A 15653-nucleotide genomic window follows, 5' to 3' on the forward strand; every position below is an offset into this window, starting at 1 on the left:
GGCGATTGAACCCGGGGGCGTTTTCGCCCATTTTGCGCGCCAAGAGACGACCCGCACCGGGCCCGTTCCAAGACCGCGCACAAGGAGCCGCCCCATGCCAGATGCTGCCGCCCCCGAGACCACGTTCAACCGGGTCCTGCTGAAAATTTCCGGCGAGGCGCTGATGGGCGACGCGAGTTACGGGCTGAACCCGCCCACGGTGGAGCGCATCGCGCGGGAGGTGAAATCGGTCCACGACATGGGCGTCGAGATCTGCATGGTGATCGGCGGCGGCAACATCTTTCGCGGGCTTCAGGGGTCCGCGCAGGGGATGGAGCGGACCACCGCGGATTACATGGGGATGCTGGCCACCGTGATGAACGCGCTTGCGATGCAGAGCGCGCTGGAGAAGCTGGGCGTCTTCTGCCGGGTGATCACCGCCATCCGCATGGACGAGGTGGCCGAGCCCTATATCCGCCGCCGGGCGGTGCGCCACCTTGAGAAGAAACGCGTGTGCATTTTCGCCGCCGGCACCGGCAACCCCTACTTCACCACCGACACCGCCGCCACGCTGCGCGCCAACGAGATGGCCTGCGAGGCGATCTTCAAGGGCACCAAGGTGGACGGGGTCTATGACAAGGACCCGATGAAGTTCGACGACGCCAAGCGCTTCGACGAGGTCAGCTATGACGAGGTGCTGGCCAAGCACCTGGGCGTGATGGACGCCAGCGCCATCGCGCTGGCGCGTGACAACAACCTGCCGATCATCGTCTTCAGCCTGGACGAGCCGGGCGGATTCCGCTCGATTCTTGATGGAACGGGCACCTACACGCGGGTCGGCGGCTGAGGGAACTGCACGAAATCCGCACAGGATCCGGGCATTTCCTGCGGGACAGGGGCCTATACAATCGAGGCGAGTTGCCGGTATAGAGGCGAAACCATCGTCCGGCAGAACAAGGGATGACAGATGAGCGACGACTTCGAACTGGACACCAAGGACCTGGAGCGGCGCATGGACGGCGCGATGACCAGCCTACGCACGGAATTCGCATCCTTGCGGACGGGCCGGGCCTCGGCCTCGATGCTGGAGCCGGTGATGGTGGACGCCTATGGCACGCAGACCCTGATCAACCAGGTCGGCACCGTGAACGTGCCCGAGCCGCGCATGGTGACGGTCAATGTCTGGGACAAGGGCCTTGTGAACAAGGTCGAGAAAGCCATCCGCGAAAGCGGGCTGGGCATCAACCCGCAGATGAACGGCACGATCATCATGCTGCCCATCCCCGAGCTGAACGAGGAGCGCCGCAAGGAACTGACGAAAGTGGCCGCGCAATATGCCGAGAACGCCCGCGTCGCCATCCGCAACGTGCGGCGCGACGGCATGGACCAGATCAAGAAGGCCAAGGCCGACGGCATGTCCGAGGATGACCAGAAGTTCTGGGAAACCGAGGTGCAGGAGATGACCAACCTGCACATCAAGTCGGTCGACGACGCGCTGGAGGCCAAGCAGGCCGAAATCATGCAGGTCTGAGATGACAGAGGCGCGCGACATGCAGGAGACATCCCCCGTGCAGGGCCCGCGCCATGTGGCGATCATCATGGACGGCAATGGCCGCTGGGCGCAAAAGCGCGGGCGGCCGCGTCTTTTCGGGCACCATGCCGGCGCGCGCCGGGTGAAGGAGATCGTGACTGCCTGTCCCGATCTGGGGGTGGATTACGTCACCATCTTCGCCTTCTCGACCGAAAACTGGAAGCGCACCCAGACCGAGGTCGCGGGGCTGATGAGCCTCTTTCGCCGCTACATCATGAAGGAAATGCAGGAATTCGTGCGCGAGAACGTGCGCGTGCGGTTCATCGGCGACCGGCCGCGGCTGGATGCCAAGCTGCGCCAGCTGATGGACGACGCCGAGGCGATGACCCAAGGATGCACCGGCACCAACCTGACGATCGCGCTGAACTATGGCGGGCGCGACGAGGTGAGCCGCGCCACCCAGCGGCTGGCCCGCGACGTGGCCGAGGGCCGTCTGCGCCCCGAGGAGGTGAACGAGGAAACCCTGCCCAAGTATCTCGACACCTGCGTGCTGCCCGATCCAGACCTGGTGATCCGCACCTCGGGCGAGGCGCGGATCTCGAACTTTCTGCTGTGGCAGTCGGCCTATGCGGAATACGAGTTCATCGACACGCTGTGGCCCGATTTCACGCCCGAGATCTTTGGCGAGCTTCTGCGCGGCTATGGCGCGCGTGACCGGCGCTTCGGGGCCGTGACCGCATGAGCGCAGGCGACGCGAAGTGGTCCGACCTGCGCCGGCGGGCGCTGTCGGGCGTGCTGATGCTGGTGCTGGGGGCGTTCGGGGTCTACCAGGGTGGTCTGTTCTTCGTGGTGATGGTCTGCGCCATCTGCGGCGCGATGGTGTGGGAAACCGCGCGGATGTTCGACACCCGCCAGGCGGTGGGCCTCGGCATCGCCGCCGCGGCCGTGATGCTTGCGCTGAACTTCCTGCCCGGCACCTTCGCACTGCCCCTGATGCTGGGGCTGGCGCTGGTGGCGGCCAGCCAGAGCACCGAGGACGGGCCGCTGGCATTCATGGTGTTCACCTGGGTCCTCTTGGCCTGCTTTGCGCTGCTGTGGCTGCGTTCGGGACATGAGACCCTTTGGATTCTCTGGCTGATCCTGGTCGTCATCGCCTCGGACGTGGCGGGATATTTCGCCGGCCGGATGCTGGGCGGGCCGAAATTCTGGCCGCGCGTCAGCCCCAAGAAAACCTGGTCGGGCACCATCGCGGGCTGGCTTCTGGCCGGGATCGTCGGGCTGTTCTTTCTGCGCCCCTTGGGCATGGGGCTGGAACTGGTGCCGATGTCGATGATCGTGGGCTTTGCCGGGCAGATGGGTGACATCGCCGAAAGCGCGGTAAAGCGCCGCCGCGGGATCAAGGACAGCTCCAGCCTGATCCCTGGTCACGGCGGCGTCTTCGACCGGTTCGACGCCATGCTGGGCAGCAGTGCCGCGGCGCTGGTGTTCTGGGCCGTTGGCCTGATGCCGGGCGCGGTTTCGTGAAGCGGGTCAGCATTCTGGGCGCCACCGGCTCGGTCGGGCAGAACACGCTGAGCCTGGTGCGCGGCAAGCCATCCGAGTTCCGCGTCGTGGCGCTGACCGGGGGGCGCAACATCGCACAGCTGGCCAGCGACGCCATCGCCTGCGACGCCGAGATCGCCGTGACCGCCCACGAAAGCCTGCTGGACGACCTGCGCGCCGCCTTGCGCGGTACCGATATCGAGGTCGCGGCCGGCGCCACGGCGCTGGAAGAGGCCGCCACGCGCGATACCGACTGGGTGATGTCGGCCATCGTCGGCTTTGCCGGGCTGGCACCGGGACTGGCCGCGCTGCGCACCGGCGCGACGCTGGCCTTGGCCAACAAGGAATCGCTGGTGGCGGCGGGGCAGCTCCTGATGGGCACCGCGCGGCGGGCGGGCGGGCGCATCCTGCCGGTGGACAGCGAGCATTCCGGCATTTTCCAGGCGCTGGTGGGCGAGGACGCCGCCGCCGTGAAACGCATCGTCATCACCGCCAGCGGCGGCGCCTTCCGCGACTGGCCGCTGGATCAGCTGGTACATGCCACCCCGGCCGAGGCCGCGACCCATCCCAACTGGGACATGGGCCAGCGCATCACGATCGACAGCGCCTCGATGTTCAACAAGGCGATGGAGATGATCGAGACGCGCGAGTTCTTCGGCGTCGCGCCCGAGCAGATCGAGGTGCTGGTCCATCCCGAATCCCTGGTGCACGCGATGGTGCATTACGTCGACGGCGCGGTGATGGCCCATATGGGCCCGCATGACATGCGCCACGCCATCGGCTATGCGCTGCACTGGCCGGAACGGCGCGACCTGCCGGTCGCCGAACTCGATCTCGCCGCCACCGGCACGCTGAGCTTCGAGGCGCCGGACCCGGAGCGCTTCCCGGCGCTGCGGCTGGCGCGTGACGTGATGGAGGCGCGCGGCCTGATGGGCGCGGTGTTCAACGGCGCCAAGGAGCGCGCTCTGGACCATTTCATCGCCGGCAGAATCGGCTTCATGCAGATGAACACGATCGTCGAAGAGGTGTTGGCGCGCCTTGCCGAGCATGACAAGATCGCCCGAAGGCCGATGACACTTGATACAACAGCCCGCGCGGACCATCTGGCAAGGATGTATGTCGACAGCGTGGCAAAAGAGCAGGACGGATAACAGACCTTGGACGGAATCAGCTTTCTCCCGCAGTTCGGCGGCCTCGCCCTGACCCTTCTGGCCTTTTTCGCCGCCCTGTCGGTGATCGTGGCGATCCATGAATACGGCCATTACATCGTCGGGCGCTGGTGCGGGATCAAGGCGGACGTCTTCTCGCTGGGCTTCGGTCCGGTGCTGTTCAGCCGGGTGGACAAGCACGGCACGCGCTGGCAACTGGCGGCACTTCCGTTCGGGGGCTACGTCAAGTTCATGGGCGACGCCAACGCCGCCAGCGGCACCAGCGACGGCACGGTCGAGGAAATGCCGCCCGAAATGAAGCGCAAGACCATGCTGGGGGCGCCGCTCTGGGCGCGGACGCTGACAGTCGCGGCTGGGCCGGTCTTCAACTTCATCCTGTCGATCCTGGTCTTCGGCGCGATCTTCATGTTCCAGGGCAAGGTGACCGAGCCTTATGTCATCGAGGATCTGCGCCCGCTGCCCTTTGACGGCGTCACCCTGCAGGAGGGCGACGAATTGCTGGCGATCGAGGGGCGCGAGATCCCGACGCTGATCAACATGAACGAGGCGGACACGAAAGTCTTCCGCACCTTCATCACCGACCTGCCGCTGGAGCCATTGCTGACCTATCAGGTCCGCCGCGACGGCGAGGTGGTCGAGGCGATGGGCCCGCATCCGCAGCCGCCGCTGGTGATGCAGCTGTCGCCGCGCTCCGCGGCCTTCGAATCGGGGTTGAAGCAGGAGGACGTGATCGTCGGGCTGGACGGCGAGAGGATCTATGCCTTCAACCAGCTCAAGGACGTGGTCGAAGGCTCGGACGGCGCCACCGTGGCGCTGGACGTGTGGCGCGACGGCGACGTGATGGAATTCGACCTGACGCCGCGCCGGGTGGACGAGCCGCAGGACGAAGGCGGGTTCGAGACCAACTGGCGGATCGGCATCGTGGGCGGGCTGCCCTATGAATTGCAGACCGGGCCGCGGGGTTTCGGCGAATCCCTGTCGGGCGCGGTCAGCCAGACCTGGCGGGTGATTTCGAGCTCGATTTCCGGGCTGTATCACATGATCACCGGCGCGATCAGCAGCTGCAACATGTCCGGCCCCATCGGCATCGCCGAGGTGTCGGGCGCCATGGCCAGCCAGGGGGTGGACAGTTTCATCTGGTTCATCGCGGTGCTGTCGACCGCGGTCGGCCTGCTGAACCTTTTCCCGATCCCGGTCCTGGATGGCGGACACCTGGTGTTTTATGCCTACGAGGCCGTCGCGGGCCGGCCGCCCAGCGACCGGGCGCTGCGGATCATGATGACCGTGGGCCTGACACTGGTGCTGGGGGTGATGCTGTTCGCGATCTTCAACGATATATTCTGCCCCTGACGCGCGGCCCGTGCCGGGCGCCGGGGCATCGGCACGGGCAAGGGACCCGAGCGGGGCAGGCCGGATCATTTCATGAATTTGCCTTAATTGACGCCAGAATATCGTCACATTGAAATAGGAAAATCGCGGTGACTGTCTGGATACGAAGCGAAGGCCCGACTCACATGCAACACGTTCTGAACGGATATCGCGGGATGACCCTGTTGGTGAACCTCAACTGGGATCGTATTCTGTATCTTGCGACCATCGCGGTCGCGCTTTGGGCAGGCGCGTTCGTCGGCTCTCTCTGAGCCGTGACTCGCCCCCTGCGGCCCATAGGTCGCATCCTTCAAAAATCTCCCATACTCGTTTTGACAACCCACCCCGGAGGCGATAGTGCTTTTGGGCACTGGGACGTCTGATTGGGTTTGCCGATGAAACTGTCGATCGGGTTGGGGACGAAGCGCTTTTCAGGGCTGTTTTCGACACACCGTATTCTTTCGCTGCTTTTCGCAGTCAGCCTGCTGGCCGCCGCCTTGTCCGCCGCCAGCGAGGCGCAGGCGCAAAGCTATCGTTTCACCAACGTGTCCATCGAGGGCAACCAGCGGATCGAAGGCGCTACGATCCTCAGCCAGGCGGGCATCGTCCGCGGCGAGACGATCAGCGCCGGCCAGCTGAACGAAGCGGCACAGCGCATCCGCGCCAGCGGCCTCTTCGAGGACGTGCAGGTGACCCCGCAAGGCAACACGCTGGTCATCCGGGTCATCGAGTATCCGACGATCAACCGCGTCGTCTTCGAGGGCAACCGCCGCCTCAAGGACCCCGATCTTCAGGGTTTCATCGAGAGCGCGCCGCGACAGGTGTTCAACCCCACCCGTGTCGAACGCGACGTGACCACCCTCACCGAGGCGTATGAACAGAACGGCCGCGTGTCGGCCCGCATCCAGCCCAAGGTGATCCGCCGCAGCGACAACCGTATCGATCTTGTCTTCGAAATCTTCGAAGGCGGTGCGATCGAGGTGAATCGCGTCAGCTTTGTCGGCAACCGCGCCTATTCCGACCGCCGCCTGCGCCGCGTGGTGGAAAGCAAGCAGGCCGGTCTGTTGCGCGCCATCGTCGCACGCGACACGTTCAACGCCGAACGGTTGGAATTCGACAAGCAGGTGCTGCGCGATTTCTACCTGTCGAGGGGCTACGTGGATTTCCGCGTCACCGGCACCAATGCCGAACTTGCGCGCGAGCGTGACGGCTATTTCGTGACCTTCAACGTGCAGGAAGGCCAGCAATTCCGCTTTGGTCGGATCACCACCACCAGCGAGATTCCCGAGGCCGACGCCGCCATCTACCAGGATGTTCTGAAGATCCGGTCGGGCGTGGTGTATTCGCCCACGCTGGTCGAAAACTCGATCGCGCGGATGGAACGGCTGGCGATCAAGCAGGGCGTCGATTTCCTGCGGGTCGAGCCGGTCATCACCCGCAACGAGCGCGACTTGACCCTGGACGTTGAGTTTACACTGGTGCGCGGGCCACGCGTGTTCGTGGAACGCATCGACATCGAGGGCAATACCACAACGCTGGACCGCGTCATCCGCCGCCAGTTCACCCCCGTCGAGGGCGACCCGTTCAACCCGCGCCAGATCCGTGAAGCCGCCGAACGCATCCGCGCGCTGCGGTATTTCGAGGACGTGGACGTCAATGCCCGCGAAGGATCGGACCCCAGCCAGGTCGTGGTCGACGTGGATGTCGAGGAAACCACCACCGGCACGCTGTCCTTCGGCGGCAGCTACAGCTCGGACGGCGGCTTCGGTCTGACCCTGGGCTTTTCCGAGCGCAACTTCCTGGGCCGAGGCCAGCGTGTTACGGCGCAGATCTCGGCCTCGGCCGACACCGCGAACTACAACCTCGCCTTCGCCGAGCCGGCCTTTCTCGGCCGCGACGTTGAATTCGCGATCCAGACCTCGCTCCTGGAAACCGATGACAACAACAGCCTTTACGACACGATCCAGGGCGTTTTCCAGCCCAGCCTGACCTTCCCCGTGGCCGAAAACAGCCGGCTGCAGCTTTACTATCGCGCGGGCTACCGCGAGATGGACGACTATACCGGTGTTTCACCGACGCTTGCGGCTGAGACCGCAGAGGGAGGTCTGTTCAGCAGTGGCGTCGGCGCACGGGTCATCTTTGACACCCGCCGCACGGGTCTCAATCCCAATGCCGGGGTGCTGGTGGATGCGGGTCTTGAATACAACGGCCTGGGCGGCGACCAGGAATACATGAAGTATTCCATGCGTGTGGCCGGTCAGACGCTCGTGTTCAACGAAGAGATCACGCTGCGCGCATCGCTCGAGGCAGGGGCGCTGGACTTCATGGGCGGGGACCGCTCCCGCGCCGTGGACCGCTATTCATCTCAGGTCATGCGCGGCTTCGACAGCAACGGCATGGGCCCCATTCAGAATGGCGAGCACCTGGGCGGCAACCTCTTTGCGGTGGCCAAGTTCGACGTGGAATTCCCGCTCGGCACGCCCGAGGAATTCGGCCTCTCCGGCGGCGCCTTTTACGATGTCGGCGCGATCTGGAATGTCGATACGATCGGACCGGCGCAATCGACCGGGTTCAATCCGCGCCACGTGGTCGGCCTGTCGCTGTTCTGGGAATCGCCTTTCGGTCCGCTGCGGCTGAACTTCTCGAAGGCGCTCAAGAAAGAGCCGGGCGACATCGAGCGCGAGTTCGATATCACGGTCCGCACGGAATTCTGACATGACGCCGTTTCGGGCCCTGCTGATGTCGGTGGCCCTGCTGGCGGCCCCGGCCTGGCTCGCCGGCGGCCCCGCGCCCGCGGCGGCGCAGAGCGTCGGCGTGGTCCAAAGCGATATCCTGGTGGTGGACCCCGAACGCCTGTTCGAGGAAACCAGGCTGGGCCAGTCGATCACCGCGCAGTTGCAGGAAGAACGCGAGGCGCTGATCGCTCTCAACCGCAAGCTGGAGTCCGAGCTGGAGGCCGAGGAACTTGCCCTGACGGAACAGCGCGACACGACCTCGCCCGAGGAGTTTCGCGCGTTGGCCGACGCCTTCGACGAGCGGGTCCAGCGGATCCGCGCCGACAGCCAGCGCCGCGTGCGCGAGCACGAGCGCAACCGTGAACGCGCCCCCCTCGATTTCATGCGCCAGGCCGAGCCGGTGCTGGTCGAACTGATGCGCGAGGCCGGGGCGGCGGTGGTGATGGACCGCCGCACGGTGCTGCTTCAGGCCGACGTCGTGGACATCACCGGCGCCGCGGTCCAGCGCATCGACGCCACGCTTGGCCCCGACGCGTTGGAGGAGGGCGACGGGGAAAGTGCCGATGCTCCGGAAAACACCCCCGAGACCACGCCGGACAACGCCCCTGCCGAATAGGCCACCGCGTGCCGCCGCGCTTGCCCCGCTGAACCCGAATTGCTAAGCGGGGACACCGGGGGCGGGCCCTGTCCGCGGCCAAAGGCAGAAGGAACACGCAACCCATGACCACGTCTCTCGACAGTGCCGATATCGGCCGCATCCAACGGCTGATCCCGCATCGCTATCCGTTCCTTCTGGTCGACAAGGTCGTGGACATGGACGGGATTGCCTCGGCCCGCGGTATCAAGAACGTCACCATGAACGAGCCGCATTTCCAGGGGCATTTCCCGGCCAAACCGATCATGCCCGGCGTGACCATCGTCGAGGCGATGGCCCAGACCGCCGCCGTCATGGTGGGCGCGGCGCTCGAGATGGAGGACAAGCATCTGCTGGTCTATTTCATGGCCATCGAGGGCTGCAAGTTCCGCCGCATGGTGGTGCCGGGCGACGTGCTGGAACTGAAGGTCAAGACCACGCGCGGCAAGCCCGGCGGCAAGGTCTGGCGTTTCCACGGCGAGGCGTCGGTCGCGGGCGATCTGGCCTGCGAGGCCGACTTCACCGCGATGATGGATCTGCCCAAGGAGTAACCCCGCATGGCCGAGACCCGTATCCACCCCCATGCGGTTGTCGAGGACGGCGCCCAGATCGGCGCGGGCGTCGAGATCGGCCCGTTCTGCCATGTCGGCCCCGAGGTGCAACTGGGCGACGGTGTGGTACTGAAATCCCACGTGGTCGTCACCGGCGACACCGCGGTGGGCGACGAGACGGTCATCTTTCCCTTTGCCTGCATCGGCGAGATCCCGCAGGATCTGAAGTTCCGCGGCGAAAAGACCAGGCTGAGTATCGGCGCCCGCAACCGCATCCGCGAGCATGTGACGATGAACTCCGGCACCGAGGGTGGCGGCGGGGTGACCCGCGTGGGTGATGACGGCCTCTTCATGGCCGGCTGTCACGTGGCCCATGACGTGCAGGTGGGCGACCGGGTGATCATCGTCAACAACGCCGCCCTTGCCGGGCATTGCGTGGTCGAGGACGACGTGATCATCGGCGGTCTTTCCGGCGTGCACCAATGGGTGCGCATCGGGCAGGGCGCGATCATCGGCGCGGTGACGATGGTGACCAACGACGTGATTCCATACGGCCTCGTACAGGCGCCGCGCGGGCATCTGGACGGGCTGAACCTGGTCGGGCTCAAGCGCCGTGGCGTGGCGCGCAAGGACATCACCGCGCTGCGCGCCGCGTTCCAGATGCTGGCGCAGGGCGAGGGCGCGTTCCAGGACCGCGCCCGCCGGCTGGGCGAGGAAACCGAAAGCGATTATGTCCGCCAGATCGTGGATTTCGTGCTGGCCGAAAGCGACCGGTCGTTCCTGACGCCGGGCGCGGGCTGAGGCGCCCTGTGACGCTGGCGCTGATCGCCGGGCAGGGCGGCCTGCCACCGCAGCTGGTTCGGGTCCTGCTGACCCGCGGCGACGTGCCGGTTGTCTGCGAGATCGAGCAGTTCCCGTCGGATGTGAAAGGCGAGTTGCCGCGGCTTGGCTTTCGGCTGGAAACGCTGGGAACCTTCATTGCCACCGCAAAGGAGGTCGGCGTCACCCGGATCTGCATGGCCGGGGCCATGCGCCGCCCGCCGATCGACCCGTCGCAGATCGACGCGGCCACCCTGCCGCTGGTGCCCAAGGTGCAGGCGGCGCTGGCCAATTCGGGCGATGACAGCACGCTGCGCATTTTCACCGAGATTTTCGAAGAGGCCGGCATCGAGGTTATCGGTGCCGCCGATATCGACCCCTCGCTGCTGCCGCCCGAGGGTGTGACCGGCAGTTTGCCGGACGGCGTGGAACAGGACATTGCCGTGGCCGAGGCGGCACTGGCCGAATTGGCCGCCGCCGATGCCGGGCAGGCCGTGGTGGTGCGCGGCGGCAAGGTGATCGCCCGCGAGGATGCCCGCGGCACCGATGCCATGCTGAGCGACCTTTGCCCCGAGCCCCCGGACGCGGGCTTTTCCCATGATCCGTTCGAGATGATGGGCGACATGCTCGACAGCGTCGCCGACTGGCTGAGCGGCCCCGTGGCCGAGGCGCGGGCTGCTGAAGACACCAGCGATGGCGGCCTCCTCTTCAAGGCACCCAAGCCGGGGCAGGAATTGCGCGTGGACATGCCGCTCATTGGCCTTGGCACCGTGATGCGTGCCGCCGAGGCGGGGCTGGCGGGCATCGTGATCGAATCGGGTGGTGTCATGTTGCTGGACCCCGAGGGCGTGGCCGAAGTGCTGCGCGCGCAAGGCATGTTCCTGTGGGTGCGGCCACGGGGCGGGGCATGAAGGTCTTCGTCATCGCCGGCGAGGCATCGGGCGACCGGCTGGGGGCCGCGCTGATGGCGGGTCTCAAATCGCTGACGGACGTGGAATTCGCCGGGGTGGGCGGCGACCAGATGCAGGCCGAGGGGTTTACGTCGCTATTTCCGATGGAAGAGCTGAGCGTCATGGGGCTGGTCGAGATCCTGCCCAAATATTTCAGCCTCAAGCGCCGCATTCGCGAGACGGCCCAAGCCGCGATCGACTATGCCCCGGACGTGGTAATCGGTATCGACAGCCCGGATTTCTGCCTGCGCGTGGCGAAGATCATCAAGGACCGCAGTGATTTGCGCATTGTCCATTACGTCGCCCCCTCGGTCTGGGCCTGGCGGCCCAAGCGGGCCGACAAGATGGCAAAGGTGATCGACCAGGTGCTGGCGCTGCTGCCGTTCGAGCCGCCCTACCTGGAGGCCGCGGGCGTTGACTGCGATTTCGTCGGGCATCCGGTGGTGAACGACATTCCCGCCAGCGAAGCGGAAATCGCCGCTTTTCGCGCCGATCAAGGCCTGGACGACGCGCCAGTGCTGCTGGTGCTGCCGGGCTCGCGCGGCAGCGAGGTGGCGCGGCTCGGCCCGATCTTTGGCGACGCTGTCCGCGAGGTCTGTGCAAAACGGCCAGATCTGCGGCTGGTGATCCCCACCGTGACCGCCCGCGCGCAACAAGTGACGCAGCTGGTGGCCGACTGGCCCGGCACCCCGGTGGTGGTCGCGCCCACGGGGCAGGGCGACCGCGACAAGCGGACCAAGGCGGCGGCCTTTGGCGCGGCGCAGGGGGCGCTGGCGGCGTCGGGCACTGTCTCACTGGAACTGGCGGCCGCAGACACGCCCATGGTCATCGCCTATGACGCCGCCTGGCTGACGCGCGAGATCATCCGCCGGATGCTGATCATCGACACGCTGACGCTGGTCAACTTGGTCTCCGAGACTCGCGCCATCCCCGAATTCAACGGCGAGCGGTGCCGCGCGGAGCTGATCGCGCCCGGCGTTCTGGACATGCTCGACAATCCCGGCCCGCAGCGCGACGCGATGCGCCTGACGATGGACCGGCTGGGGCGCGGCGGAGAAGACCCCGGTCTGCGTGCCGCCCGCGCGGTGATGAAGCGGATGCCCGGCTGACGCGCCGCGCGCCCGCGTCAATCGCCCGTTAACGGGAATCGCGCAGGCTCCGGGGCATGGTACAGCTTCTTCCCCTTCGCCGCCGGGGCGTAAGCCGGTTTGTCACCCTGACCCTGGCCCAGCCTGATGCAACGACGCTGGTGGACAAAATCGATCACCTGCAAGGAGCGGTAAGCATGGTTCGCGACCTCTGGCCGTTCGAGCTGGACGCCTGGGTTGTCCTGCCCGACCACCTGCACGCGGTCCTGACCTTGCCATTCCGAGACGACGATCTTGCCATCCGGCTCAACACGATCAAGGCGCGGTTCGCTGCCCGCGCTTCGAGACGTGCGATGACACCCAGCCAGATCGCGGCGGGAGGGTCGCATCTGTGGTGTGTGCAAGACAGGATCGAGCCGATCCGCACCCGTGCCGAGTTGGAGGCTTTCCGCCGTCATTGCTGGACCGATCCGGTGCGCCACGGCTTTGTCAGCGACCCGCATGACTGGCCCTGTTCGTCCTATCGCCGCAACAGCCGGACCGATCCGCGGCACGCTGAACCGCTCGGACACTTACGCGCCTCGGCCTAGGCCGCGCGGTCAGCCTTTCCAGATCCAGCCACCGCCAAGAATGCGGCTGCCCTCGGTTTCGTAAAACACGCAAGCCTGTCCGGGTGAAACACCTTCCTCGGCCACCATCAGCTCGACCTCGGCCGTGTCCGGCCCGGTGGGGCGGATCACCGCTTCGCGCGGGGGACGGGTGGAGCGGACCTTGACCGAGACATGCCATTCCGGCCGGCTCTGGAAATCCTCGTCGCCCAGCCAGTTGATCTCGCGCACCGGCACGGTGCGTGTGGCCAGCATATCCTTCGGCCCCACGATCACGCGCTGTGTGTCGACATCCAGCTTCACCACGTAAAGCGGCTCTTCCAGCCCGCCGATGCCAAGCCCCCGGCGCTGGCCGATCGTGTAGTGGATCACGCCGTCATGCCGGCCCAGCACGCGGCCGTCGGCATGGACGATCTCGCCCGGTTCGGCGGCCCCCGGACGCAGCTTTTCGATCACCGAGGCGTAGTTGCCACCCGGCACGAAGCAGATGTCCTGGCTGTCGGGCTTGTCCGCGACGGGCAACCCATAGCGCGCAGCCAGTTGCCGTGTGGCATCCTTTGATGGCAGATGGCCCAGCGGAAAACGCAGAAAGTCCAGCTGTTCCGGCGTGGTCGAGAACAGGAAATAGCTCTGGTCGCGGGCCGCATCCGCCGCGCAGTGCAGTTCCGGCCCGCGGTCGCCCAGCTTGCGCTGGATGTAATGGCCTGTCGCCATGCAATCGGCATCGAGGTCCTTGGCCGTTTCCAGCAGGTCCTTGAACTTCACCCGCTCGTTGCAGCGGATGCAGGGCACCGGCGTCGCGCCCGCAAGATAGCTGTCGGCGAACTCGTCGATCACCGCGTCCTTGAAGATGTTCTCGTAATCCAGCACGTAATGCGGAAAGCCCATCTCCTCGGCCACGCGGCGCGCGTCGTGAATGTCGACCCCGGCACAGCAGGCGCCCTTCTTGGCCAGCGCCGCGCCGTGATCGTAAAGCTGCAGCGTCACGCCCACCACGTCATAGCCTTCCTCGGCCAGTTGCGCCGCCACGACCGAGCTGTCGACGCCGCCCGACATGGCGACGACGACCCGCGTGTCGGCGGGGGCCTTGGCAAATCCGAGAGAGTTCAGTTCAGGATCGAGCGGCATGGCGTGTCTCCGGGATTTGCCGGAATATAGGGGCGATCTGGCCCGTGTTAAGAGGTCGCGGTTTGGCCTGTCCCGGGGGCGCTGTCAACCCGGTCCGGCCGGGTTCAGCGATGCCAGCACGGGCTTTTAGAAAAATCCAAGGCATTCGCCCTGCGCCGTTTCACTGGGCGTTAAGGACAAATCCCGAATGTAGGTCCGGTGATATCGTAAGGGGTGAACCAGGATGTATCTCAAGAAGGTCGAAGGCCCCCGGGCCGTGACGTTGCCCGACGGCTCCGTCATGACGCGCGCGGACCTGCCTCCGCCGGACACGCAGCGGTGGGTGGCATCGCGTAAACTCAAGGTTGTGAGAGCCGTTGCCCATGGATTGATCACGCAGGACGAAGCGCAGGACCTGTACCAGATCAGCGCCGAGGAGTTCCAAGGTTGGCTGGACGCGGTAACCCGCCATGGCGAGAGCGGACTGAAGGTTACCGTAACGAAAGGAATCGACAACCAAAGGTAGAAAGCGCTAATTGTTCTTCCAAGGTAACCAGCGGTTAACCAATTTCCGGGAGTATCGATCCGGACAAGGATACCAGTGGAGATTGCAACATGCGCGTTCTTTTGGTCGAAGACGATCCGAACACCTCGAAAAGCATCGAACTGATGCTCACCCATGCCAACCTGAACGTGTACAGCACGGACCTGGGCGAGGAGGGGATAGATCTGGCCAAGCTTTACGATTATGACCTGATCCTTCTCGATCTCGGCCTGCCGGACATGAACGGACACGAGGTGCTGCGGCAACTCAGGCTTGCACGGATCGACACGCCGATCCTGATCCTGTCAGGGGCCGACGACACCGAGAACAAGATCAAGGGCTTTGGCTTCGGCGCCGACGACTACCTGACCAAACCCTTCCACCGCGAGGAACTGGTGGCGCGTATCCACGCGATCATCCGCCGGTCCAAGGGCCACTCGCAGTCGGTGATCCGCACCGGCAAGGTGAACGTGAACCTCGATGCCAAGACAGTGGATGTGGGCGGCAAGACGGTGCACCTGACGGGCAAGGAATATCAGATGCTGGAACTTCTCAGTCTGCGCAAGGGCACGACCCTGACCAAAGAGATGTTCCTCAATCATCTTTACGGCGGCATGGACGAACCGGAACTGAAGATCATCGACGTCTTCATTTGCAAGCTGCGCAAGAAACTCGCCGAGGCGACAGACGGCGAAAATTATATCGATACGGTCTGGGGCCGCGGCTATGTTCTGCGCGACCCGGACCCGAACGAGGGCAAGGAAGACGGTCCGCGGCTCGCAGTGGGTGCCTGAAGCCGCGGCGGAACATCGGCAAGGTCCGTCCTCGACCCGCAGGATCGCGGCCTGCGCTATGGCGGCTCTACGCCTGGCCTGACCGCCATGTCATGATCCGGCGCAAGAATTCAAGACGGCCCTCCAGCAGACCGGGCTCGGCGCACCTGCCGGGCCCGGTTTCGTTTGCGGCGCCTGGCCGGTGCACATCGCGGCCACCAGCGCGCGGGCGGGATGGGACCGGCGCTGCTGACG

Annotated in this window: 17 protein-coding genes; 16 read left to right on the top strand and 1 reads right to left on the bottom strand. The window is 65.5% G+C overall.

What is annotated here, in order from left to right; genetic code table 11:
* Positions 1-94: 94 nt before the first annotated feature.
* The 14 genes from pyrH to ACSQ76_RS10910 all read left to right on the top strand — a co-directional run bounded on the left by pyrH (position 95) and on the right by ACSQ76_RS10910 (position 12956).
* Positions 95-826: a UMP kinase gene (pyrH, locus tag ACSQ76_RS10845; RefSeq protein WP_306129326.1), complete on the top strand. Its 732-nt coding sequence runs from the start codon at positions 95-97 to the stop codon at positions 824-826.
* Between the two features lie 120 nt (positions 827-946).
* Positions 947-1510 (top strand): ribosome recycling factor, encoded by a 564-nt coding sequence (gene frr, locus ACSQ76_RS10850; protein WP_437156586.1) that lies wholly within the window; start codon positions 947-949, stop codon positions 1508-1510.
* A 1-nt stretch (position 1511) separates the two neighbouring features.
* The gene (locus ACSQ76_RS10855) at positions 1512-2252 is read left to right on the top strand and encodes an isoprenyl transferase (RefSeq protein WP_306129328.1); all 741 of its coding nucleotides are present in this window, start codon (positions 1512-1514) and stop codon (positions 2250-2252) included.
* Positions 2249-3034: a phosphatidate cytidylyltransferase gene (locus ACSQ76_RS10860; RefSeq protein ID WP_437156587.1), complete on the top strand. Its 786-nt coding sequence runs from the start codon at positions 2249-2251 to the stop codon at positions 3032-3034. Before ACSQ76_RS10855 ends, ACSQ76_RS10860 begins: the two co-directional genes overlap by 4 nt.
* Positions 3031-4203, top strand: coding sequence for a 1-deoxy-D-xylulose-5-phosphate reductoisomerase (dxr, locus tag ACSQ76_RS10865; protein ID WP_437156588.1), 1173 nt, complete (start codon positions 3031-3033; stop codon positions 4201-4203). The genes ACSQ76_RS10860 and dxr overlap by 4 nt, the downstream gene beginning before the upstream one ends.
* 6 nt (positions 4204-4209) lie before the next feature.
* Complete coding sequence (gene rseP, locus ACSQ76_RS10870) at positions 4210-5571, top strand: RIP metalloprotease RseP (protein ID WP_437156589.1); 1362 nt, start codon at positions 4210-4212, stop codon at positions 5569-5571.
* A gap of 164 nt (positions 5572-5735) precedes the next feature.
* Positions 5736-5861 carry a hypothetical protein gene (locus tag ACSQ76_RS10875; RefSeq protein ID WP_261391182.1) on the top strand — a complete coding sequence of 42 codons (126 nt, stop codon included), beginning with the start codon at positions 5736-5738 and terminating at the stop codon, positions 5859-5861.
* Between the two features lie 123 nt (positions 5862-5984).
* Entirely contained in the window at positions 5985-8303 is a 2319-nt protein-coding gene (bamA, locus tag ACSQ76_RS10880) for an outer membrane protein assembly factor BamA (protein ID WP_437156590.1), read from the top strand.
* Between the two features lies 1 nt (position 8304).
* The gene (locus tag ACSQ76_RS10885) at positions 8305-8940 is read left to right on the top strand and encodes an OmpH family outer membrane protein (RefSeq protein WP_437156591.1); all 636 of its coding nucleotides are present in this window, start codon (positions 8305-8307) and stop codon (positions 8938-8940) included.
* A gap of 104 nt (positions 8941-9044) precedes the next feature.
* Complete coding sequence (gene fabZ, locus ACSQ76_RS10890; RefSeq protein ID WP_437156592.1) at positions 9045-9509, top strand: 3-hydroxyacyl-ACP dehydratase FabZ; 465 nt, start codon at positions 9045-9047, stop codon at positions 9507-9509.
* Between the two features lie 6 nt (positions 9510-9515).
* Entirely contained in the window at positions 9516-10310 is a 795-nt protein-coding gene (gene lpxA, locus ACSQ76_RS10895) for an acyl-ACP--UDP-N-acetylglucosamine O-acyltransferase (protein WP_437156593.1), read from the top strand.
* A gap of 8 nt (positions 10311-10318) precedes the next feature.
* The gene (locus ACSQ76_RS10900) at positions 10319-11239 is read left to right on the top strand and encodes an LpxI family protein (protein WP_437156594.1); all 921 of its coding nucleotides are present in this window, start codon (positions 10319-10321) and stop codon (positions 11237-11239) included.
* Positions 11236-12387, top strand: a complete 1152-nt coding sequence (lpxB, locus tag ACSQ76_RS10905) for a lipid-A-disaccharide synthase (RefSeq protein WP_437156595.1) — start codon at positions 11236-11238, stop codon at positions 12385-12387. Before ACSQ76_RS10900 ends, lpxB begins: the two co-directional genes overlap by 4 nt.
* 56 nt (positions 12388-12443) lie before the next feature.
* Positions 12444-12956: an REP-associated tyrosine transposase gene (locus tag ACSQ76_RS10910; RefSeq protein WP_437156596.1), complete on the top strand. Its 513-nt coding sequence runs from the start codon at positions 12444-12446 to the stop codon at positions 12954-12956.
* A 9-nt stretch (positions 12957-12965) separates the two neighbouring features.
* Here the strand turns inward: ACSQ76_RS10910 and mnmA are convergent, their stop codons facing one another.
* The gene (gene mnmA / locus ACSQ76_RS10915; RefSeq protein ID WP_437156597.1) at positions 12966-14102 is read right to left on the bottom strand and encodes a tRNA 2-thiouridine(34) synthase MnmA; all 1137 of its coding nucleotides are present in this window, start codon (positions 14100-14102) and stop codon (positions 12966-12968) included.
* 223 nt (positions 14103-14325) lie between these two features.
* On the opposite strand from mnmA, the gene sciP reads away from it, so the two are divergent.
* Positions 14326-14607: a CtrA inhibitor SciP gene (gene sciP / locus ACSQ76_RS10920; RefSeq protein ID WP_306129340.1), complete on the top strand. Its 282-nt coding sequence runs from the start codon at positions 14326-14328 to the stop codon at positions 14605-14607.
* 89 nt (positions 14608-14696) lie between these two features.
* Entirely contained in the window at positions 14697-15419 is a 723-nt protein-coding gene (gene ctrA / locus ACSQ76_RS10925; RefSeq protein ID WP_306129341.1) for a response regulator transcription factor CtrA, read from the top strand.
* Positions 15420-15653: the final 234 nt, after the last annotated feature.

It is taken from the genome of Roseovarius sp. B08, assembly GCF_051417955.1.
Lineage (GTDB): Bacteria > Pseudomonadota > Alphaproteobacteria > Rhodobacterales > Rhodobacteraceae > Roseovarius.

Coding starts and splice junctions, on each gene's coding strand:
- fabZ (WP_437156592.1), top strand. CDS start 9,045: ATGACCACGTCTCTCGACAGTGCCGATATCGGCCGCATCCAACGGCTG.
- ACSQ76_RS10875 (WP_261391182.1), top strand. CDS start 5,736: ATGCAACACGTTCTGAACGGATATCGCGGGATGACCCTGTTGGTGAAC.
- bamA (WP_437156590.1), top strand. CDS start 5,985: ATGAAACTGTCGATCGGGTTGGGGACGAAGCGCTTTTCAGGGCTGTTT.
- ACSQ76_RS10860 (WP_437156587.1), top strand. CDS start 2,249: ATGAGCGCAGGCGACGCGAAGTGGTCCGACCTGCGCCGGCGGGCGCTG.
- lpxB (WP_437156595.1), top strand. CDS start 11,236: ATGAAGGTCTTCGTCATCGCCGGCGAGGCATCGGGCGACCGGCTGGGG.
- lpxA (WP_437156593.1), top strand. CDS start 9,516: ATGGCCGAGACCCGTATCCACCCCCATGCGGTTGTCGAGGACGGCGCC.
- pyrH (WP_306129326.1), top strand. CDS start 95: ATGCCAGATGCTGCCGCCCCCGAGACCACGTTCAACCGGGTCCTGCTG.
- frr (WP_437156586.1), top strand. CDS start 947: ATGAGCGACGACTTCGAACTGGACACCAAGGACCTGGAGCGGCGCATG.
- ACSQ76_RS10855 (WP_306129328.1), top strand. CDS start 1,512: ATGACAGAGGCGCGCGACATGCAGGAGACATCCCCCGTGCAGGGCCCG.
- sciP (WP_306129340.1), top strand. CDS start 14,326: ATGTATCTCAAGAAGGTCGAAGGCCCCCGGGCCGTGACGTTGCCCGAC.
- ACSQ76_RS10885 (WP_437156591.1), top strand. CDS start 8,305: ATGACGCCGTTTCGGGCCCTGCTGATGTCGGTGGCCCTGCTGGCGGCC.
- ACSQ76_RS10910 (WP_437156596.1), top strand. CDS start 12,444: ATGGTACAGCTTCTTCCCCTTCGCCGCCGGGGCGTAAGCCGGTTTGTC.
- mnmA (WP_437156597.1), bottom strand. CDS start 14,102: ATGCCGCTCGATCCTGAACTGAACTCTCTCGGATTTGCCAAGGCCCCC.
- ctrA (WP_306129341.1), top strand. CDS start 14,697: ATGCGCGTTCTTTTGGTCGAAGACGATCCGAACACCTCGAAAAGCATC.